This window comes from Amycolatopsis sp. NPDC104775 (genome assembly GCF_055583325.1).
This window is the reverse complement of record NZ_JBVJOE010000003.1, coordinates 382311-401381: the sequence shown is the minus strand read 5'-3', so window position 1 is coordinate 401381 and position 19071 is coordinate 382311. Positions and strand designations below refer to the sequence as shown.

At 67.1% G+C, this 19071-nt stretch carries 23 protein-coding genes; 11 read left to right on the top strand and 12 right to left on the bottom strand.

The features are described from left to right. Nucleotides 1–30: 30 nt before the first annotated feature. A complete protein-coding gene (locus ACZ63D_RS16180) occupies nt 31–675 on the bottom strand; it encodes an SCP2 sterol-binding domain-containing protein (protein WP_465355089.1) in 645 nt (214 codons plus the stop codon). Nucleotides 676–796: 121 nt separating this feature from the next. On the opposite strand from ACZ63D_RS16180, the gene ACZ63D_RS16175 reads away from it, so the two are divergent. Beyond that, nucleotides 797–1453, top strand: coding sequence for a TetR/AcrR family transcriptional regulator (locus ACZ63D_RS16175; protein WP_465355088.1), 657 nt, complete (start codon nt 797–799; stop codon nt 1451–1453). 5 nt (nt 1454–1458) lie between these two features. Next, nucleotides 1459–1971 (top strand): hypothetical protein, encoded by a 513-nt coding sequence (locus tag ACZ63D_RS16170; RefSeq protein ID WP_465355087.1) that lies wholly within the window; start codon nt 1459–1461, stop codon nt 1969–1971. Here ACZ63D_RS16170 and ACZ63D_RS16165 read toward each other — a convergent pair. Both ACZ63D_RS16165 and ACZ63D_RS16160 read right to left on the bottom strand, forming a co-directional pair. Next, nucleotides 1960–2796, bottom strand: coding sequence for a MaoC/PaaZ C-terminal domain-containing protein (locus ACZ63D_RS16165; protein ID WP_465355086.1), 837 nt, complete (start codon nt 2794–2796; stop codon nt 1960–1962). The two genes, ACZ63D_RS16170 and ACZ63D_RS16165, sit on opposite strands and share 12 nt — an antisense overlap. 3 nt (nt 2797–2799) lie before the next feature. Beyond that, nucleotides 2800–4134 carry a 3-oxoacyl-ACP reductase gene (locus tag ACZ63D_RS16160; RefSeq protein ID WP_465355085.1) on the bottom strand — a complete coding sequence of 445 codons (1335 nt, stop codon included), beginning with the start codon at nt 4132–4134 and terminating at the stop codon, nt 2800–2802. A 95-nt stretch (nt 4135–4229) separates the two neighbouring features. On the opposite strand from ACZ63D_RS16160, the gene ACZ63D_RS16155 reads away from it, so the two are divergent. Continuing rightward, nucleotides 4230–5519, top strand: coding sequence for an acetyl-CoA C-acetyltransferase (locus ACZ63D_RS16155; protein WP_465355084.1), 1290 nt, complete (start codon nt 4230–4232; stop codon nt 5517–5519). Between the two features lie 52 nt (nt 5520–5571). On the opposite strand, the gene ACZ63D_RS16150 is transcribed toward ACZ63D_RS16155, so the two are convergent. Further along, nucleotides 5572–6078 (bottom strand): DoxX family protein, encoded by a 507-nt coding sequence (locus tag ACZ63D_RS16150; RefSeq protein ID WP_465355083.1) that lies wholly within the window; start codon nt 6076–6078, stop codon nt 5572–5574. Nucleotides 6079–6264: 186 nt separating this feature from the next. Here ACZ63D_RS16150 and ACZ63D_RS16145 point away from each other — a divergent pair, with 186 nt between their 5' ends. The 5 genes from ACZ63D_RS16145 (at nt 6265) to ACZ63D_RS16125 (ending at nt 10253) form a co-directional block, all read left to right on the top strand. Further along, nucleotides 6265–7023 (top strand): MerR family transcriptional regulator, encoded by a 759-nt coding sequence (locus tag ACZ63D_RS16145; protein WP_465355082.1) that lies wholly within the window; start codon nt 6265–6267, stop codon nt 7021–7023. Nucleotides 7024–7177: 154 nt separating this feature from the next. Next, the gene (locus tag ACZ63D_RS16140; protein WP_465355081.1) at nt 7178–8368 is read left to right on the top strand and encodes an AAA family ATPase; all 1191 of its coding nucleotides are present in this window, start codon (nt 7178–7180) and stop codon (nt 8366–8368) included. A gap of 255 nt (nt 8369–8623) precedes the next feature. Further along, nucleotides 8624–8773 carry a hypothetical protein gene (locus tag ACZ63D_RS16135; RefSeq protein WP_162836041.1) on the top strand — a complete coding sequence of 50 codons (150 nt, stop codon included), beginning with the start codon at nt 8624–8626 and terminating at the stop codon, nt 8771–8773. Between the two features lie 262 nt (nt 8774–9035). Beyond that, a complete protein-coding gene (locus ACZ63D_RS16130) occupies nt 9036–9965 on the top strand; it encodes a bifunctional helix-turn-helix transcriptional regulator/GNAT family N-acetyltransferase (RefSeq protein ID WP_465355080.1) in 930 nt (309 codons plus the stop codon). After that, entirely contained in the window at nt 9966–10253 is a 288-nt protein-coding gene (locus tag ACZ63D_RS16125) for a hypothetical protein (RefSeq protein WP_465355079.1), read from the top strand. On the opposite strand, the gene ACZ63D_RS16120 is transcribed toward ACZ63D_RS16125, so the two are convergent. Next, complete coding sequence (locus tag ACZ63D_RS16120; RefSeq protein ID WP_465355078.1) at nt 10241–10816, bottom strand: peroxidase-related enzyme; 576 nt, start codon at nt 10814–10816, stop codon at nt 10241–10243. The genes ACZ63D_RS16125 and ACZ63D_RS16120 overlap by 13 nt on opposite strands. An 82-nt stretch (nt 10817–10898) precedes the next feature. Between ACZ63D_RS16120 and ACZ63D_RS16115 the strand changes: the two genes are divergently transcribed. Next, on the top strand, nt 10899–11552 hold the full coding sequence (locus tag ACZ63D_RS16115; RefSeq protein WP_465355077.1) for a hypothetical protein: 654 nt from the start codon (nt 10899–10901) through the stop codon (nt 11550–11552). Between the two features lie 4 nt (nt 11553–11556). Here ACZ63D_RS16115 and mctP read toward each other — a convergent pair whose 3' ends face one another. Further along, complete coding sequence (gene mctP, locus ACZ63D_RS16110) at nt 11557–13221, bottom strand: monocarboxylate uptake permease MctP (protein WP_465355076.1); 1665 nt, start codon at nt 13219–13221, stop codon at nt 11557–11559. Further along, a complete protein-coding gene (locus ACZ63D_RS16105) occupies nt 13218–13496 on the bottom strand; it encodes a DUF3311 domain-containing protein (protein ID WP_465355075.1) in 279 nt (92 codons plus the stop codon). The genes mctP and ACZ63D_RS16105 overlap by 4 nt, the downstream gene beginning before the upstream one ends. A 304-nt stretch (nt 13497–13800) precedes the next feature. Between ACZ63D_RS16105 and ACZ63D_RS16100 the strand changes: the two genes are divergently transcribed. Continuing rightward, the gene (locus ACZ63D_RS16100; RefSeq protein WP_465355074.1) at nt 13801–14070 is read left to right on the top strand and encodes a helix-turn-helix domain-containing protein; all 270 of its coding nucleotides are present in this window, start codon (nt 13801–13803) and stop codon (nt 14068–14070) included. A gap of 741 nt (nt 14071–14811) precedes the next feature. Here ACZ63D_RS16100 and ACZ63D_RS16095 read toward each other — a convergent pair. Then, a complete protein-coding gene (locus ACZ63D_RS16095) occupies nt 14812–15291 on the bottom strand; it encodes a hypothetical protein (protein WP_465355073.1) in 480 nt (159 codons plus the stop codon). A 180-nt stretch (nt 15292–15471) separates the two neighbouring features. On the opposite strand from ACZ63D_RS16095, the gene ACZ63D_RS16090 reads away from it, so the two are divergent. Next, complete coding sequence (locus tag ACZ63D_RS16090; protein WP_465355072.1) at nt 15472–15684, top strand: hypothetical protein; 213 nt, start codon at nt 15472–15474, stop codon at nt 15682–15684. 4 nt (nt 15685–15688) lie between these two features. Here ACZ63D_RS16090 and ACZ63D_RS16085 read toward each other — a convergent pair whose 3' ends face one another. The 4 genes from ACZ63D_RS16085 to ACZ63D_RS16070 are packed head-to-tail and all read right to left on the bottom strand — an operon-like array spanning nt 15689 to nt 19068. Then, nucleotides 15689–16264, bottom strand: a complete 576-nt coding sequence (locus ACZ63D_RS16085; RefSeq protein ID WP_465355071.1) for an EndoU domain-containing protein — start codon at nt 16262–16264, stop codon at nt 15689–15691. A gap of 46 nt (nt 16265–16310) precedes the next feature. After that, on the bottom strand, nt 16311–17579 hold the full coding sequence (locus ACZ63D_RS16080) for a DUF6297 family protein (protein WP_465355070.1): 1269 nt from the start codon (nt 17577–17579) through the stop codon (nt 16311–16313). Continuing rightward, nucleotides 17573–18178, bottom strand: a complete 606-nt coding sequence (locus ACZ63D_RS16075; protein WP_465355557.1) for an ABC transporter ATP-binding protein — start codon at nt 18176–18178, stop codon at nt 17573–17575. The genes ACZ63D_RS16080 and ACZ63D_RS16075 overlap by 7 nt, the downstream gene beginning before the upstream one ends. Beyond that, on the bottom strand, nt 18175–19068 hold the full coding sequence (locus ACZ63D_RS16070; RefSeq protein ID WP_465355069.1) for a TIGR03621 family F420-dependent LLM class oxidoreductase: 894 nt from the start codon (nt 19066–19068) through the stop codon (nt 18175–18177). The genes ACZ63D_RS16075 and ACZ63D_RS16070 overlap by 4 nt, the downstream gene beginning before the upstream one ends. Nucleotides 19069–19071: the final 3 nt, after the last annotated feature.

Sequence of the window (19071 nt, the reverse complement as noted above, 5' to 3'; positions counted from 1 at the left end):
GCGCGAGCGCCAGCGGGACACCGGAGCGGCTCAGGCCGGTCGGGGGAGGTCGAAGTGGCCGACCAGCCCGGCCGCGAAGGCCAGGTCGCCCTTGACCTTGAGCTTCCCGGTCACGAACAGGACCGCGGGCGTGGCCTGGTGGGTGATGATGCGGAAGAAGTCCACGGGCGAAAGCGTAATCGTCACGCGGGGTTTCTCGCGCATTTCGCGGGACACCGTGCAGGTTCCGTCGGAAAGCACCGTCTCGTAGCGGTCGTAACCACCCTCGCCGGTGCCGCCGGACAGCCGCCAGTGCACCACCGCGCGCAGCGACTTCGCACGGATGTGCGCTCCCATGCGCGCGAAGATCTCGTCCAGCACTCGTTCGCGCAGCGGACGTTCGGCGACCACGGCCTCCAGCTGCGCCCTCGACGCGCGCGCGACCAGCGTGGCGAACTTCGTCGGGTCGACCTTGTCCAGCGAGAACGCCGGCACCTGCTCCGAGAGCCGGACCAGCGCCTTCAGCAGCCGGTTCATGTCGGAGCGGCCCAGCTCGCGGGGGTCGATGGCGTCCGCGACCGCGTTGACGTCGAGCGCGCTCGCGTCGACGGCCTCGGTGCGGTCCAGCGCGTCCAGCAGCGCGACCCCGCGCAGGCCGGCCAGGTCAGAGCTGGTCGCCTCCGGGTTGTCGGCCATCTTCCACCCCTTCCGGAACTCTCCGCACTAAGGCTACCGGCGAGTAGGTAGTGCGGCAAGCAACGTCGCCGACCTGGGGCCGGGTACCGTCCGTGCCAGCGAGAGGGAGGAAACAGTCACCGTGTCCGACGAGAATCAGCGCCCACCCGAGCGAGCGAGGCGGCTCCCGAGGGCGGTCCGTGAACGCCAGATCCTGGACGCCGCGGTGCAGGTGTTCTCCCAGCACGGCTACCACTCGGCGTCGATGGACGAGATTTCCGAGGTCGCGGGCGTCTCCAAGCCGATGATCTACACCTACCTCGGCTCGAAGGAAGACCTCTTCGGCAAGAGCATCCAGCGCGAGGCGACCCGCCTGCTGGAAGCCATCCAGGCCGGCGTGCAGCCCGATCTGCCGCCGGACATGCAGCTCTGGCACGGTCTGCGCTCGTTCTACCGCTTCGTCGCCGAGTACCGCGAATCCTGGACCGTGCTGCACCGCCAAGCACTGACGGTCGGCGGCGGGTTCGCGGCGGAGATCACCGCGATGCGCACGCGCGCGATCGAGCTGGTCGCGGCGCTCGTGGTGGCCGCTGGCACGCGCAAGGGCCTCGGCGAGCAGACGGAGTTCTCCGGGCCGGGCCTGGCCGCGGCGCTGGTCGGCGCGGCGGAATCGCTGGCCGACTGGGCACTGGACCACCCGGAGATCTCCGACGGCGTGCTCGCCTCGTGGCTGATGAACCTGGTGTGGCTGGGGTTCAACGACCTCGTCGAGGGGCAGGTCTGGAAGCCCTCAGAGTGAGCGGCGTGGCTCTGGCGGTCTCGATCTGCGCGTTGGTGTTCACGGTTTTCTCGTTCTGGTGGCTCAACGCGCGGCCTGGCCGGTTGAAGACCTTCCCGCCGCACACCTTTGCCTCCGGCCCAGAGAGGGACGGCGGGCAGTCGGTACTCATCCCGCTGGTTCTGCACAACACCGGTGCACTGCCAATCGTCGTTCGAGACCTCCGCGTCGTGGTGCTGGGGGAACCGGTGATGAGCCCTCTGAGGTGGGAGAGAACGCGTCCCCGGCTCCGCGGGGAAAACGATGCGGACCTCCCAGCAACGTTCGCTGTTCCCGGTCGGAGCGTCACTCAGATATTCGCTGAGTTCGACTCCGCTCCGCCGGGTTTCCAGAACTTAGATCGCGAGATTCGCGTTGAGGCTCAACTCGGACGGCGGGCAAAGTGGCACCACGTCGTCACTTTCGTACTTCACGCATCGGCCGCCATCCATCCCGAGCAGTACCTTGAGTACCGAAACGAGAAGCCCTCAGAGGGCTGAGATCACCCCGTCCAGGTGCGGTTTCGGCTTCCGGGCGTGCCACAGCTCGAAAGCCCACCCGTCGTCGGTCTGCCAGGTCGTGAACGCCGCTCGGCCGGGCAGCAGCACCGGCTGCTTAAACCGCACTGCCACGCTGTACGCGTCTGGCAGCCGACCCTCGAAGGACGCCAGAGCGTGCGCCTTCGTCCACATCCCGTGCGCGATGGCCTGCGGAAAGCCGAACAGGCGCGCGGTCAGCGAGTGCAGGTGGATCGGGTTCCGGTCGCCGGAGACCTCGGCGTAGCGGCGGCCGATGTCGCCCGGAACGTGCCACAGCGCGGACGGCTTCGGGGGCGTCAACTGGGGACGCGAAGCGGACCCGCCGCCCGAGCCAGTACGGCGGAGATAAGTCGACACCTCGCTCCACACGGTGTCCGCGCCGGAGTGGACCTCGCTCACCATGTCGAACTGGCTGCCTTTTTCGTGCGGGCGCAGGTTTTCCGCGTGCACGCTCACCCGGAACGTCTCGCCCAGCAGCAGCGGACGGTGCTGCGTGATCCGGTTCTCGACGTGCACCAAACCCAGCAGCGGGAACGGGAAACCCGGCTCGGTCATCAACGCCATCTGCAGTCCGAACACCAGCATGTGCGGATACGTCACCGGCAGCTCGTCCGAGTAGCGGAATCCGCAGACTTCGTTGTAGGCCGCGACATGCGCCGGGTCTACGACGACCTCCGGACGCACCAGTTCAGTGGTCGGCAGCGTTGAGCCGCCGCCTCGGCGCAGCAGGGCTTTCGGGTACAGCGTCGCCAGGCTTGGCGCGCTCGTCACTTCACGGACGGCCATCCCTCACGCCCCCAGCAACGCCTGGCCGCACACGCGGACCAGGTTCCCGTTGACCGCGGCCGACGCCGGATTGGCATACCAGGCAATGGTTTCCGCGACGTCCACCGGCAGCCCGCCCTGGCCGAGGCTGGACAGCCGCCGTCCGGCTTCGCGGATGAACAGCGGTACCGCGGCGGTCATCTTGGTCTCGATGAACCCGGGTGCGACCGCGTTGATCGTGCCGCCGTACTCCGCGAGCTGCGGCGCGCCGACGTTCACCATCCCGATCACGCCCGCCTTCGACGTCGCGTAGTTCGTCTGGCCGACGTTGCCCGCGATGCCCGCGATCGAGGAAACCCCGATGATGCGGCCGTTTTCGCGCAGGATTTTGTCGCCGAGAAGCTTGTCGTTCACCGCGAGCTGCGACGCGAGGTTCACCGCGATCACCGAATCCCAGCCGCCCTCGGTCAGATTGCCGAGCGTCTTGTCGCGGGTGATGCCAGCGTTGTGCACCACGATGTCCACGCCGCCGTGCCGTTCAGTGAGGTACTCGGCGAGCTTGGCCGGGGCGTCGACGGCGGTAATGTCCAGCTGCAGCGCCGAACCGCCGATTCGATTGGCCACAGTGGACAGATCGCCGCCTTGCGCGGGGATGTCCAGCGCGACCACGTGCGCACCGTCGCGGGCGAGCGTTTCGGCGATCGCCTCGCCGATGCCGCGCGACGCACCGGTGACCAGCGCGACCTTGCCGTCCAGCGGCTTTTCCCAGTTCTCCGGCGTGGGCGCGGTCTTCGCGTGCGTGCCGACGCGGATGACCTGGCCGTCCACGAACGCCGACTTCGCCGACAGCAGGAACCGCAGCGTCGACTCGGCCGCTTCCTCGGCCCCTTCGGCGACGTACACCAGCTGGGCGGTCGCGCCGCGCTTGAGTTCCTTGCCGACCGAGCGGACGAACCCTTCCAGCGCGCGCTGCGCGATCCGCTCGCGGCCCTCGGCCAGTTCCGGCGGCGTGCCGAGCACGACCACCCGGCCCGACGGTCCCACCTTGCGGATCACCGGGTGGAAGAACCGGTAGACCTCACGCAGCTGTCCCGGGTCCTTCACGCCGGTGGCGTCGAAAACGAGCGCCGCGTGCCGGTCGGCCGGCGCGCTGAGCACCTCGATGCCGGCCTCGGTGAGCTGCGCCCGGACGGTTTTCTCCAGCCGTCCGCCGGGCGCGGCCCCGAGAAGTGCGGGACCCTCGAGAGCGGGTTGGCCGGGACGGTACCGGCGCAACGTCGCGGGGTTGGGCAGGCCGAGCTTCGGCACCACGAACTTCCCCAGCGGGGTTTTCGTGAACTGCTGGTACCTGTCCGCCATCACGTGCCTCCCGTGCAGTCTGCGTCACGTCGCAGTCTAACCTACTCGCTAGTAGGTTACAGTGTGAAAGGGACGACTCAGAGAGGTGGACGCCCATGGCGACCAGGAAATCCCCAGCGGTGCGCAAGGTCGCGATCGTCGGCGGGAACCGGATCCCCTTCGCCCGGTCGAACGGCCCGTACTCGCGGGCATCGAACCAGGACATGTTCACCGCCGCGCTGGACGGTCTGGTCAGCCGGTTTTCGCTGCAGGGCGAGGTGATCGGCGAGGTCGCCGCGGGCGCGGTGCTCAAGCACTCCAAGGACTTCAACCTCGCCCGGGAAAGCGTGCTGGGCAGCAAGCTCTCGCCCGCGACCCCGGCGGCGGACGTCCAGATGGCGTGCGGCACCGGTTTGCAGGCAGTCATCAACGTCGCACACAAGATCGCACTCGGGGAAATCGATTCGGCGATCGCGGGCGGCGTGGACACCACGAGTGACGCCCCGCTCGCGGTGAACCCCCACCTGCGGCAGATCCTCGTGCAGCTCAACGCGGCGAAGACGCTCGCCGACCGGCTCAAGCTGGTCGCGAAGATCCGGCCCGGCTACATCGTCCCGGAAATCCCGCGCAACGCCGAACCGCGCACCGGGCTGTCGATGGGCGAGCACGCCGCGCTCACCGCGAAGGTCTGGGACATCACGCGCGAGGCGCAGGACGAACTGGCCGCGACCAGCCACCGCAACCTCGCCGCCGCCTACGACCGCGGCTTCTTCGACGACCTGGTCACGCCGTACCTCAAGCTCGCCCGCGACCAGAATCTCCGCCCGGATTCCTCGGTCGAGAAGCTCGCCAAGCTCAAGCCGGTCTACGGCGGCCCGGACGGCACCATGACCGCGGGCAACTCGACGCCGCTCACCGACGGCGCGTCGACCGTCCTGCTCGCGACCGACCAGTGGGCGAAGGCGCACAAGCTGCCGGTGCTGGCGTACCTGACGTTCAGCCAGACCGCCGCGGTGGACTACGTGCACGGCGACGAGGGACTGCTGATGGCTCCGGCGTACGCGGTGCCGCGGATGCTTGAGCGCGCCGGATTGACGTTGCAGGACTTCGACTTCTACGAGATCCACGAGGCGTTCGCGTCCCAGGTGCTCGCCACGCTCAAGGCGTGGGAGGACCCGGCGTTCGCCAAGGAGAAGCTCGGCCTCGACGCGCCGCTCGGCTCGATCGACCGCAGCAAGCTCAACGTCAACGGTTCCTCGCTGGCGGCCGGGCACCCGTTCGCGGCGACCGGCGGCCGGATCGTCGCGACGCTCGCGAAACTGCTCAACGAAAAGGGCTCCGGACGTGGCCTGATCTCCATTTGCGCGGCTGGCGGCCAGGGCGTCACCGCGATCCTGGAGAAGTAGACGCGCGAAAGGCCGCCGCCCGAGCACTCGGGTGGCGGCCTTTTTCGTGCGTTCAGTCGGTGAGCGATTTCTCCGCGCGCTTGGCCAGTTTGTCGGCGCGCTTGCCCGCCTTCTTCGCCGCGCGCCGGGCTCGCCAGCCCAGCGACGGCTTGCCCGCCGTGTCGCTCGCGGCCAGCAGCAACCCGCCGGCCAGCGACGCGTTCTTGATGAATTGAATCTGCTGAGCCTGCTTCTCGCCCGGATCGGTCAGCTGCCAGAACCGGTGCGCGGAGAGCGTGGTCGGCACCAGCGAGCCGAGCAGCGCCACCGCCGCCAGCCGCGGGGCCTTGCCGCTCGCCAGCGCGAGCCCGGCCCCGATCTTGACCGCCGCGTCGATCCGCACCAGCGTGGCCGGATCGCGCGGGACCTGGTCCGGGACCAAGCCCTCGACCTTGTCGAAGGTTTCGGTGAGGAACGGCTCGGCCGCCTTCGCGTGGCCCTGGGTGTCACGCAGGGCACCGATGCCGCCGAACACGAAGATCGACGCGAGCAGTGGACGTGCCACCCGGCGCAGTATCACGGTCTCGCCCTCTCTGGTCTGGAATCCCTGCAGAAGAACCTACAACCGGGATTGCCCGCCCCGCGCCCCGCCGAACCGGGCTAGCGATACCTAGCCCAATATTGGGTTAATCTTAGATTTCTCTAGAAAACTCTAGCGGCTTTCGAGCTTGACCTTGACGCAGCGTCAACCTCTACCGTCGAAGCCGTGGTCAGGACGGAATGGTCGATCCAGGACATCGCCCGATCCGCGGGCACGACGAGCCGGACCCTGCGGCATTACGACGCCGTCGGGCTCCTGCCGCCGACGCGGATCGGCAGCAACGGCTACCGCTATTACGACGAGAAATCCCTCGTCCGGTTACAGCGGATCCTGCTGCTGCGCGAGCTGGGCCTCGGCCTGCCCGCGATCGCCGAGGTGCTCGACGACCAGCGCGACGGGGTCGCGGCGCTCGAAACGCATCTGGCTCTGCTGCGGCGGGAACAGCAGCGGATCGGGCGGCAGATCGAGTCCGTGCGGACCACGGTGGCGAAACTGAAGGGAGGTGAACGACTGATGGCAGAGGAAATGTTCGACGGCTTCGACCACACCCAGTACCAGGAAGAGGTCACCCAGCGCTGGGGCGCCGACGCCTATCGCAAGGGCGACCAGTGGTGGCGGTCGCTGTCCGACGACGAGAAGAAGGCATTCCAGCAGGAACAGCTGGACATCTCAGCGGCGTTCGGAGCTGCCCGCAAGGACGGCTATAACGCTGGTTCGGACGAGACGCAAGCGGTCACCGCGCGGCTGCACAACTGGTTGCGCCCGGCCGCGGGGACCGTCTCGAAGAGCTACTTCGCCGGTCTCGGGCAGCTGTATGTCGACGACCCGCGGTACGGCTCGTACGACGAGAAGCACGGCCCCGGCACGGCCGAGTACATCCGCGACGCGATGAAGATCTACGCGGAACGGAACCTGACGGACTAATGGGCCGTCAGAGGGTGCGCTGGGGGTAAGGATGGACGGGGCTGCAGACCCGGCCATCCTTCGACACAACCCGCGCTAGTCCGCCGAGCAACACGCGCTAGGTATCTATGGCCAAATATCGGGCTAGCTCTAGATACCTCGATACGGTGACAGAGTGGACCCCATCCGCAACCCCTTCGCGCCCGGTGCCGGGCAGCGGCCGCCCGAGCTGGCTGGCCGGGAAAGGGAGCTGAAAGCGTTCGAGGTCGTCCTTGAACGCGTCGCCCGCGGACGCCCGGAACGCAGCCTTGTGCTGACCGGCCTGCGCGGCGTCGGCAAGACGGTGCTGCTGGGGGAGTTGCGGTCGATGGCCGTCCGGCGGCGCTGGGGTGCGGGCAAGATCGAGGCACGACCAGACGCGGAGCTGCGGCGTCCGCTGTCGGCGGCGTTGCATCGGGCGATCCGCGACCTCGCCGTGCGGCATCGCGCGCCAGACCGGGTCGAGGAAGTGCTCGGGGTGCTGAAAGCGTTCGCGCTCAAGGCGAACAAGCCGGACGCGAAACTGCGCGACCGCTGGCAACCGGGCATCGACGTGCCCGCCGCGCAGGGCCGGGCGGATTCCGGCGACATCGAAATCGACCTGGTCGAGCTGTTCACCGACGTCGCCGAGCTGGCCGCGGACGTCGGCACTGGTGTTGCGCTGCTGATCGACGAGATCCAAGACCTGCAGCCGGACGATGTCTCGGCGCTGTGCGCGGCTTGCCATGAACTGTCGCAGTCCGGCGCGCCGCTGGTCGTGGTCGGGGCTGGGCTGCCGCATGTGCCGGCGGTGCTGTCGGCGTCGAAGTCGTACTCCGAACGGCTCTTCCGCTACTCGCGCATCGACCGGCTCAGCCGGGAGGACGCCGACTACGCGGTGCTGGCTCCGATCGAACGCGAGGACGCCGGGATCGAACCGGAGGCGCTCGACGCGCTCTTCGACGCGTCCGGTGGCTACCCGTATTTCATCCAGGCCTACGGCAAGGCCGCCTGGGACGCCGCACCCGCCGACCCGATCACCGCCAAGGACGTGCAGGTCGCCGCACCGGAGGCGGAGTCCGAGCTGGCGGTCGGGTTTTTCGGGTCGCGCTACGAACGCGCGACGCCCGCCGAACGCGAGTACCTGCTCGCGATGGCCGAGCTGACCCAGGGTCGAGACGAGGCCGCGGGCACCGCCGATGTGGCCGTCTACCTGGGGCGCAAGCCGTCCTCGCTGTCGCCGGCCCGCGACAGCCTGATGAAGAAGGGCCTGGTCTACTCCGCCGAACGCGGGCAGATCGCCTTCACCGTGCCGCACTTCGGGCACTACCTGCTCGGCCGCGACTGAGCGGATCTTCCCCTCACTACCGGTCTATGCGGCTGCCTAATTCTCTCTAGTGATTTTGCTAGATATCTGTAGAGGACAGTAGCGCGTTAGCAGTTTGTGACCGCCAACACGCGATCTGTCCGGCGATCTTCCCCATTGGGCCGATGATTATTCGGCAAGTGCCCCATGTCACCGCAGATTCGTTGGCTTCCTTGTGAAAAAGGTGCATACTAGAGACACAGCCACCGAAGACCTCCGAAGGGGATGCAGAAGACAATGAGCAACATCGCCGCCAAGCTCCGTGCCCGTCGCGCCGAGGCTCGCACTCGCCGGGCGCTGAACCGGGCGATCGACACCGCGGCCACCTCCACGGTCCGGCAGGAGCTCATCGCCCTCGCCCAGGCGCGTCAGCCGTTCATGCGCTGACCTGCACAACCAACCTGTTGGTGTGTCACTCACAAGAGTGATCTAGACCACACCGAACCCAGGGTGTAACACCGCGGAGAGCCGCGTCGATACCCCCTACGACCCCGTGATGCTGGCGGACCCCCGACCTGGCAGCATCACGGGGTTTCCATATGTCTGGACCACTTTCCGCCGCGACCGCGCCGCCGGGGTAATTCCCTTGCCCTGAGCGCACCGGCGAGCGATGCTTGACTCAGTCAACGATCGAGTCAAGGTGGTTCTCATGCCGGATTCCGTCCTTGCCGAACGCGTCGCCACGGTTCGCGCGTTCAACCGGCTCTACACCGGAGTGATCGGCGTCCTCGACGAGGGACCCGCCGACGCCGAGTACTCGCTGAGCGAAGCGCGAGTGCTGTTCGAACTCGCCCAACAGGACCGGCTGCAGGTCAGCGATCTGCGCAAACGCTTGTCGCTGGACGGCGGCTACGCGAGCAGGCTGCTCAGCAGGCTGGAAACCCGCGGCCTGATCACCCGCGAACGCTGCGCGGACGACGCGCGCCGCCAACTCGTCACCCTCACCGCCGAAGGGCACGCGGCTTTCGCCGACCTCGACCACCGCTCGGCGAGCCAGATCGGCAGCCTCCTCGACCAGTTCGCCGACGCCGACCAGCGCCGTCTGCTCGGCGCGATGGGGACCATCACCGCACTCGTCGGCGAACCGGCACCGGAACGGACAGTCACCCTGCGCGCTCTACGACCGGGCGACCTCGGCTGGGTGGTGCACCGGCACGGTGCGCTGTACGCCGAGGAATACGGTCTCGACGAACGCTTCGAAGCGATGGTCGCGCGCGTGGTCGCCGATTTCGCCGAACGCCGCGACGACCCCCGCCAAGCCGGCTGGATCGCCGAACTCGACGGCGAACGAGTCGGCAGCATCTTCTGCACACCCGGCGACGAGGACGAGACCGCGAAACTCCGCCTGCTCCTGCTGGAACCGGCCGCGCGCGGACACGGCGTCGGCAAGCGGTTGGTGCGCGAATGCGTCGAATTCGGTCGCGCACGGGGATATCGGTCGATGGAGCTGTGGACGCTGTCGCAGCTCGCCGCCGCACGCGGTATTTACCGCAGCGCCGGGTTCGAGCTGGTCAGCGAGGAAGAGACGGACGCGTTCGGTCCTCGCGTGACCGGCGAAACCTGGCGGCGGGAGTTATAGATGTTCGTCCTGTACTGCGCCGTGTGCGATCGCCGGACGCTGCTGGGCGTCGACGAGATCGACTGGGTGGAGAACCTGACGCGCGGCGTGATCTCGGTGTCCGGTCACTGCCCGCTGGGCCACGACGCAGTGATCCTGACCGGCGACGCGTTCACCCCGCACGCGGACCCGAGGTATTTCGGGCCCGCGCCGCGAGCGTGGACGAAACCGGTACACCGCCTGCGCGACTGGCTGCGCACGCGGTTCGAAATGAGCCGCGACCTGCCCGGGCCGTTCTATCGTTTCTGACGCCCCATCAGGTAAAACTCCGGATTCGGCTTGAGCGCGGTCAGATGCGCGAGCCGATTGGACATCGCGAACAACGCGGTGATCGCGCCGACGTCCCAGATCTCGTCGTCGGTCAGACCGGCCTCGCGCGCCATCGTGAGGTCGCCTTCGCCGAACAACGCGGACTCGTGGGACAACGCCAGCGCGAGATCGACGATCGCCCGGCCGCGCTCGTCGAGTTCGACCTGCCAGGGGTTCGTCGCGACCTGGTCGGAGAGTTCGGGATCCTTCGCGCGGATTCGCAGGATCGCCCCGTGCGCGACGACGCAGTAGGTGCAGTGATTCGCGCCGGAGGTCGCTACTACGACGAGTTCGCGTTCGGCTTTGGTGAGTCCGCCTTCGCGTTCCATGAGGGCGTCGTGGTAGTCGAGGAACGCCCGAAGTTCCGCTGGGCGGTGGCCGAGGGCGCGGAAGATGTTCGGCGTGAAGCCGGATTTCTCGGCGATGGCACCGATGCGCTCGCGGAGATCGTCGGGAAGGTCTTCGAGTTCCGTCACGGGGAACCGGCTCACGGGGGTGGTCATGTGGCCCACGCTAACCTGCGCGGTTCGCGTAGGGGAGGGGCCGGATGCACCCCGTTCACCCGGAAGGAGTTTGCTTACCTCCGTGAACTGGACCGCGTACGTGGACGGTTACTGCGAGCGCACCGCGCCCGGACTCTGGGGAGAGCCGCTCAACGACCTGGCCAACCTGGCCTTTCTCGTCGCCGCCGGGGTGGTTTGGTGGCGGGCCGACGGGCAACGCACCGGGCGGATCCTCGCCGTCCTCATCGGGTTGATCTTCGTTGCCAGCAGCGTCTTTCACCTCGTCGCCACGCGCTGGGGTGCGGTCGCCGACTCCGCGGCCATCCTCATCTTCACCTTGTTCTACGCCGCGGCCTTTCCCCGAGTGTTCTTTCACGTGAAACCCAAGTGGGCATGGCTAGGGGCACCAGCATTCCTGGCAATCACCGCCGCGTCGGCAGCGCTCGGCGGCGGGTTGTACCTCCCCGCCATCGCCGGGCTCGCGGGGTTCGCTGTCGCGTTGGGCGTAAAGCGCGACTCCTACTGGCTCCATTTCACCATGGCCGCCGCGATATTCGGGTTGTCGTTGGCGTTCCGGAGCATCGACGGAGTGATCTGCGGAGACTTCCCAGCGGGCACGCATTTCCTCTGGCATCTGCTCAACGCAGTCGTGCTCTACCTCGTCGCGAACGCGATGATCGGCAAAACAGAAGAGGCCCCCGCGCCGGAAAACGACGCGGGAGCCTCTGTCCACTAAGGACTTAGTGTGCGCCGATCGGCCGCAGGTCCTTGTCGTGTTCGTCGGCGTGGTAGTCCTCGGGCTCGGTTTCGTCGTTGCCCGCGTTCCACTTCAACGCACGGGCGATGACCGAGACCACCGCGGCCACCACGATGTTCGCGATCAGTGCCACGAAACCGGGGTAGATCTGGACCACCGCCAGGCCGGTGCCGCGGAAGGGGTGCCAGCCGAAGATCGACAGGTTGCCCATGGCCAGCGCCGAACCGCCGAAGTGGAGTTTTCCGTTGGCGGGGTTGGGGATTCCGTACAGCATGATCAGGCCCCAGCCCATGCCGACGATCCAGCCTGCGATCAGGCCCGCCTTGTGGAACCAGCGGGTGTACAAAGCGATCGCGACCGCGGGCAGGGTTTGCAGGATCAGCACGCCGCCGATGAGCTGCAAATCGATGGAGAACTGCGGGTCGATCAGGATGATCACCAGCACCGCACCGAGTTTGACCACCAGGGACGCCAGTTTCGCCTGCTTCGCCTCCTGCTTCGGCGTCGCGTCCTTGCGGATGTACTCCTTGTAGATATTGCGGGTCCACAGGTTCGCCGCGGCGATCGACATGATCGCGGCGGGAACCAGCGCGCCGATGCCGATCGCGGCGAAGGCGATGCCCGCGAACCAGTTCGCGAACTGCGAGTCGAACAGCAGCGGGACGATCGTGTTGCCGTCCGGCTTTCCGGTGGCGGCGTTCTTGAGCGGCTTGACACCGGCCGAGATCGCGACGTAACCCAGCAGCGCCAGCAGGCCCAGGACGAACGAGTAGGCGGGCAGGGCGACCATGTTCCGCTTGATCACGTTGCGGCCGCGCGAGGCGAGGACGCTCGTGAGCGAGTGCGGGTACAGGAACAGCGCGAGCGCCGAACCCAGCGCCAGCGTCGCGTATTGCAGCTGGTTGCTCGAGGTCAGCAGGATCGACCCGGCGGGCTTGCCGGTGTTCGGGTTCGGCTTGGCGAGCGTTTCCTTGGCGGTGTTGAAAATGTGGTCCCAGCCGCCGAGTTTCGACGGCAGGTAGAGGACCGCCACGATGATCACGATGTAGATCAGGATGTCCTTGACGAACGCGATCAGCGCGGGCGCGCGGAGGCCGGACTGATACGTGTAGAGCGCCAGGATGATGAACGCGACCAGCAGCGGCAGGTGCCCGACGATGCCGGAGCCGTTGATGCCCATCGTGCGCAGCACGGCTTCGAGGCCGACCAGCTGCAACGCGATGTAGGGCATGGTCGCGACGATGCCGGTGATCGCGACCAGCAACGCCAGCGTCGGCGAACCGAAGCGTCCGCGGACGAAATCGGCGGGGGTCACGTAACCGCGCGAACGGCTGACCGACCACATGCGCAGCGCGGGCAGCAGCACGATCGGGTAGACGACGATCGTGTAAGGCAGCGCGTACAGGCCGAGCGCCCCAGCGCTGAACACGAGCGCGGGCACGGCGACGAACGTGTAGGCGGTGTAGAGGTCACCGCCGAGCAGGAACCAGGTGATCCACGAGCCGAACTTGCGGCCGCCGAGGCCCCATTCGTCGAGGTGGTCCAGGCTGCCGCCGGCCTTCCACTTCGACGCGACGAAGCCGAGCACGGTGACGACGACGAAGAGGAACGCGAAGACGATCAGTTCGACCCACTGAATGTTGCTCATCGGGCGTCCCCCTCGTCCAAGTCGTCAACGCTCAGCTCGTCCCGGCCCTGGTTGCGCGGCTTGTCCTTGGTGGCCAGGTAGACGATGCCGGTGCACAGCACGCCCAGCACGACGAACGCCAGCTGGAACCAGTAGAAGAACGGAAGGCCGAACAGCCGCGGCCCGTCGAAGTTGAACAGCGGCGTGACCAGGATCAGCAACGGGATCAGCAACAGCAGGTTCCAGGCACTGAACTGGAACCCGCGCACCCGACCGCCCGGTTTGGCAGTGGACATCGAACCTCACCTAACACTCACGTGACACGCGACCGCCTGACCCTAGACCGCCCTCATCCCGCCGTCATACGACTTCGATATCGATTCGATCAGCACTACGAACACGTTCCAGGGTGTGGACAACCTCGGGGACAACCCGCTTCCGCGCGGGTCCGGCGGGCCGTTCGCTACCCCTATCGGCGGGACTGGGCCAGCCCGAATGACCCAAGAACTTGTGCTGACCGGCGGTTGTCCACGGGGATCGACAGCTTGTGCACAGAGTTATCCACAGGCAGTGGACAACTCTGTGGCTAAACTGAACGGCATGGTCCGCGTGCCCCTCACCGACGAAGAACGCTCCCGCGGCGAGCGGCTCGGCTTGGTGCTGCGCGCCGCCCGGGCCAGCCGCAGCATGGTCGACGTGGCCGCGGAAGCGGGCATTTCGGTCGAAACCCTGCGCAAGATCGAGACCGGCCGGATCCCGACGCCCGCGTTCTTCACCGTCGCGGCGATCGCCGACGCGGTGGGCATGCCGCTGGAACGGCTGCGGGTCGCCTGCGAGGGTGATCCGGCGGCGTTTTCCCAGGCCAGCTGAGGGTTCGCGGGCGATCGGGCAGTCCGGTACGCGGAGGGGCAGAGTGTCCCAATCCGGCCGCTGGGGGCAAGGCTGGCGAGTAGATCGGGCAGCTACCGGCTGGCGATGCGCCGGTGGGCAGGTGTGGATAAGTCGGATGTTCAGCCTGCAACCGACTCGACCGCGGCGCGGACTAGCGCGGCCACCCGCCAGGGAACGGCTGTTCGGCGGCCAGCCGGTCACCGTGGTGACGTCCGGGGCGTCGACGACCCGGACCGCGACGTGTTCCGGCCACTGCCAGGCCCGACTGGACACCGGGATCACCAGCAGCGTCCGGCCGAGCGCGACCAATTGGGCGAGTTTCGACTGGGCGCGCAGTTCCGGGCCGGGACCGTCCGGGTAGCTGGTCGAGGCGGGGCCAGCGGGCCATCGGCAGGTCCGGCACGTCGCTGACCTCGGTCAGAGACAGCGACAGCGGCTCTGCGGGAGAGGATGCGCGCAACGCACGGCGCGGGTGTCCGACGAACGAACGCCGAAACCGGCGGCATACCGCCCCCGCGCGACGCTCCCGCCGCGGCACGCACGCGATACCCGCGCCCGAGCAGTGGGCACAGCAGCAGTTGGCCAACGCGCCCGAGCGGCCCGGGCGGGGTGTTGCTGATGTTGGTAATGACACCGACATTTTAGTATCGCCAAATCTTACGTCTCCGCGAACTGACTGACATGCGGGTGCATAGCTGTACTCCGGCGAGTGATAGGAGGTCAGGGGACGTAGCAAGTAATATCGCTTGCGTTTTCCTCCTTGACCTCAGCGACTATCGCACCCTCCGTGTTGGAAATGGTACAAAAAGCGGGAGTGCCAGTGACATGCACGCTGGGTTTGCCGTTGATGCCCCACCTAGAGACTTCGAGTTTAAACCTATAGTCATAAATGGTATCGAGCTGAGTGGCAGGCAAGCCCTTTTTGGTAGTCACCTCAAGCGTATTGCCGGTGGCAATGCTGATGATGTAATCGAAATCTGCAGCCGTAGGTTTAGCTGATGTAGTTGCGACAGTAGTCGTGCTGATGTCTGTAGTGCTGTTGGCTCCGCAACCCGCGACGAATAAGCAGGTCAACCCGATTATAAGCTTGCGCATGTAATCCCCCCTTTTTGGATGCACCGCTGGTTTGAGCATTCTGTCATGCTCGGCTATCCATTGGCTACAAGCTGCGCAAAATTGCAGGTGGCCGACCAGTGGCAAGTCCGGTCTCCTCGACTTCCCGCCAGATCGGCTTGATTTTGTCCGGGCCGAACCGGGGCTCCCTTGCCCGCCGGTTCAATGACCACGGCAACCAGGCTTTTCGCTATCGCAGCCTGTTTCATCTTCATAGTGAAATCTGGTTTGTCCCACTCTTTCCTCAGTTCCGTAACCGCGGAGACGATGCTCAACAGCAGCACTGTGCAGTACGCCCGGGTGCCCGCCGACACGAGCGTGATCATCAACGCCGCCTGCCCCGGTTACGTGGCAACGGATTTCATCGCCGGAACGCGGACGCCCGAACAGGGTGCGGCGATCGCGGTCAAGCTCGCGACCCTGCCGGACGACGGGCCGCGCGGCGGGTTCTTCGACGACGGCGGGGTCGTGCCCTGGTGAGGCATCAGCGGCGCAGGTCGGCGAGGACCCGTTCGCGGTCGTTGAGGTAGTGGCAGTCGCGGACCGGCAGTTCGAACGAGTTCAGCAGCTTCTCGAAATCCGCGTATTCGTCCGGGTTGAGCTGGATGCCGGTCACCTCGAAGTGCGCGGCGAGGGTGTCGGCCAGTTCCTCCCATTCGCCGGACCACTGCAGGTCGCGGTAGTGCTCCAGGTCTTCCGGCGGCATCCGGTCGCCGAGCAGGCGCAGGACGCTGTCGACGAAGTAGCTGATCCGGTTGCCCGCGCGGTCGTCGACGGTCGGGTTGGCAGGGTCCCGCGCGGCGTCGGCGTTCCGGACCACGCCGGGGCCGGGCAGCGGGTAGCTGGTGTGCACGTGGCCGTCGCCGTTGACCAGGACGACCACGCGCACGCCGTACCGTTCGCCGACGCAGCGCCAGCGTCCGTTGTACTGCTGCCGCCGGGGTTCGCCCGGATCGTTGGCGACGTCCTTGACCACCGCGATGATCTGTTCGTCGCTCCATCCGGGCGGAAACTCGCACGTCCCCCTGCGTCCGATGCCGGAAGCGTGTCCACCGCCCACCTTCGGCTCCTCTCGTCGGCACGGAGCCTAACCCGGACTCCGCCGTTCAGCCGAGTAATGCGAGCACCAGAATGCCGACTGCCAGCAGGTCCGGACCGCGGAACAGTTGCCGCATAAGGTTTGCTGGCATCGGGCCAGCGGGGGTGTCGACGAAACCCGCGCTGCTGTAGTCGACCGGCTGTCGGGTGACGGTGCGCAATACCGAGAGCACTGCCAGGGCAACGGTCACCCACGAGAGCGGCGAAAACGCGGTGCCCAAAGCAAAAAGCGCCACGGAGAGCAGACCGCACCAGACAAGGCCGACCACGGTCAGCGCGACGCCGTGGGCGAGGACCAGCTCCGGCGACGACGAACCTAGCCACCTTCGTCGGCCCGGATTCCGCCACAGCACGCCAAGACCGGCCCCGAAAGGAGTAAGCGCGACGTACGCGCCGATCCCGACGAGCACGGGGCCCGGCAGAGTGGGAACCGCGACATGACCGACGGCTACCGCGAAAGCCACTAACAACACCGCGCCCGCGTACCGGGAACGCCCGACGATCCCGACCCACGCGAGCCGGAACGCGGTGGGTGGGCGCAGCGACCACGAGCCCGCGGGCGCGGACTCCGGAAGCATCATCATCGGGTCGAGGAACGTCACTGCCATCGCGCGCAGGACTCGCGCGTTCCAGCCGTCGAGCAACACCGCGCGCCCGGCACCGCTGACTGGTTTGCCGCCAAAAGCCAGCAGCAGACCGCATAACGCGAGCGCCGCGCCGACGTACTGCACCGCCGTCGCATCCAGCTGCGCCGCGGCGATGGCCACACCGGCCGCTGCGAGGAGAAGCGGTCCGGCGGCTTCGAAAGGCAACGCAGCGCGCCGTGCGGTGGTGAACGCGAGAACCGTGCTGCCCGCGACGAGGGCCGCCGCGGCACGCCACCAGTCGACCGGGCTGCCGCCGACGGCCAGCATCAGCGCGGCGAGATACCCGAGCACCACCGCGATTCCGGTGAGTACGCCTGCCAGCCGGGTCGCGACGACGCGACGGCGGTCGACCTGGGCGAAGTCCATCCAGGTCAGCTCGGCTGGTTCGGCCCAGACGAAACCGCGTCGCAGCAGGCTTCGCCAGCCCACCGCGGCGCACAACGCGACGAGGCCGAGCACCGCCGAGTAGTCCACTGCGGACGGTCCAAAGAGGACTCTGTGCCAGGCGTCGGTGCGGAAGAAGGCGGTGAACAGGAAGCCGACCCCGAAGATCAGCACGAACGTGGGGCTGTCACCGCTGAAAATGCCGCCGAACCGCTTGCGGCCGGGCACACGCAATCGGGTCACCACAGTTCGAGCACGCTGTCTGCCGTGTCCAGCAACGGTTGGTGGTGCGTGGCAACGACCACTGCCGCACCGGCCGCGGTGGAACGGCCGATCAATTCGACCAGCCATTCCTTGCCCGCGGTGTCGAGCGCGCGTTCAGGTTCGTCCAGCAACAGCACGCGATGCGGCCGCGCGGTGACGCCCAGCAACAGCAACCGGCGACGCTGTCCGGCCGAGAAATGCCCGGCCGTGACGTGAGCGCGTTCGGCGAGGCCCGCGTCCGCGAGCAGGTGTTCGTAATCGCCGAGATCCTCGCCGAACGAGCCGGAGAGCAATTCCAGATGCTGCATCGGCGTGAGCTCGGCGAAGAAATCGGAATCGTCGAAGAGCACGGACACCTTGCGCCGGAAGGAAACGCTGCGCTCGTCCGGCTTCGCGCCATCGATGAGCACCCGGCCCCGCTGCGGTTCCTGCATTCCGTACAGACACCGCAGCAGCGTCGATTTGCCGACGCCGTTAGGACCGACGAGCACCGCGCATTCGCCCGGGTCGACCGAAAAATCGAGATCCTCCAACAGCCACAGGTCACCGGCCTTCACACCGAGCCCGCGCGCGTCGACTATCGGCGACACAGCAACTCCACAACCGGGGCCAGCGTTTCGAGATTCGGCTCCAGAACCGTGAAATAGCTGAACCCGAACCGGGCGCGGTGGGCGATCAGCTGCTCAGCGATTTCCTCGACCGTGCCGACCAGCACGGTGGGGACTTCGGCCAGTTCGTCGAAGGTGAGCGTATCGCTCAGGCGGGCATGAATTTCCCGCAAGGCGCCTTCGCGATCATCAGTGATCTGGACTAATTGCACGAGCAGATTGAATTCAGCGGCCCGGCCAGCGAGCCGCTCGATGACAAACCGCGTGCGTTCCTCCACCGCGTCCGCCGTCGCCAGCGCCAGTGGCGAACCATCGCGCACCTTTGCCATGCCGCTGAACGCGATCGTCGCCGCGTGTTCAGCGGCGAGCGACAGCAGCCGGTCGCCGCGGCCGCCGATCATCAGTGGCGGACCGCCCGGCCGCACCGGTTTCGGCGCGTATTCCGGATCCGCGTACAGCCGCGCGAGTTCCTTGATCGTGAATTCGAGGTGATCGACCCGCGCGCCCGCGCTGGGAAACGGCATTCCGGCCGCTTCGAATTCCTCTTTCACGTATCCGGCGCCGAGGCCGAGTTCGAGCCGTCCGGACACGAATTGGTCCGTGCTCGCGACCTCGCGCGCGAGCAGCACCGGATTGTAGAACGGCGCGTTGAGCACGAAAGTGTTGAGCCGCACCCGTTCGGTGACCGCACCGGCCAGCACGAGCGCGGGAAACGGCGCGGCGATGCCGAGATGGTCGGCCACGCTCAGCACGTCGTAGCCGAGTTCCTCGACCCGGCGGCACTTCTCGACCCATTCGTCGCGCGAACCTGGCCGCACCAGGTTCACGCCGAATCGGAAAGTCTTCTCCCCATCAGAGACCATGCG

Bases quoted from the DNA above. Each gene is read 5' to 3' on its own strand.
- ACZ63D_RS16180 (WP_465355089.1), bottom strand. From the start codon at position 675: ATGGCCGACAACCCGGAGGCGACCAGCTCTGACCTGGCCGGCCTGCGC.
- ACZ63D_RS16165 (WP_465355086.1), bottom strand. From the start codon at position 2,796: ATGGCCGTCCGTGAAGTGACGAGCGCGCCAAGCCTGGCGACGCTGTAC.
- ACZ63D_RS16160 (WP_465355085.1), bottom strand. From the start codon at position 4,134: ATGGCGGACAGGTACCAGCAGTTCACGAAAACCCCGCTGGGGAAGTTC.
- ACZ63D_RS16155 (WP_465355084.1), top strand. From the start codon at position 4,230: ATGGCGACCAGGAAATCCCCAGCGGTGCGCAAGGTCGCGATCGTCGGC.
- ACZ63D_RS16135 (WP_162836041.1), top strand. From the start codon at position 8,624: ATGAGCAACATCGCCGCCAAGCTCCGTGCCCGTCGCGCCGAGGCTCGC.
- ACZ63D_RS16130 (WP_465355080.1), top strand. From the start codon at position 9,036: ATGCCGGATTCCGTCCTTGCCGAACGCGTCGCCACGGTTCGCGCGTTC.
- ACZ63D_RS16125 (WP_465355079.1), top strand. From the start codon at position 9,966: ATGTTCGTCCTGTACTGCGCCGTGTGCGATCGCCGGACGCTGCTGGGC.
- ACZ63D_RS16120 (WP_465355078.1), bottom strand. From the start codon at position 10,816: ATGACCACCCCCGTGAGCCGGTTCCCCGTGACGGAACTCGAAGACCTT.
- mctP (WP_465355076.1), bottom strand. From the start codon at position 13,221: ATGAGCAACATTCAGTGGGTCGAACTGATCGTCTTCGCGTTCCTCTTC.
- ACZ63D_RS16105 (WP_465355075.1), bottom strand. From the start codon at position 13,496: ATGTCCACTGCCAAACCGGGCGGTCGGGTGCGCGGGTTCCAGTTCAGT.
- ACZ63D_RS16100 (WP_465355074.1), top strand. From the start codon at position 13,801: ATGGTCCGCGTGCCCCTCACCGACGAAGAACGCTCCCGCGGCGAGCGG.
- ACZ63D_RS16090 (WP_465355072.1), top strand. From the start codon at position 15,472: ATGCTCAACAGCAGCACTGTGCAGTACGCCCGGGTGCCCGCCGACACG.
- ACZ63D_RS16070 (WP_465355069.1), bottom strand. From the start codon at position 19,068: ATGGTCTCTGATGGGGAGAAGACTTTCCGATTCGGCGTGAACCTGGTG.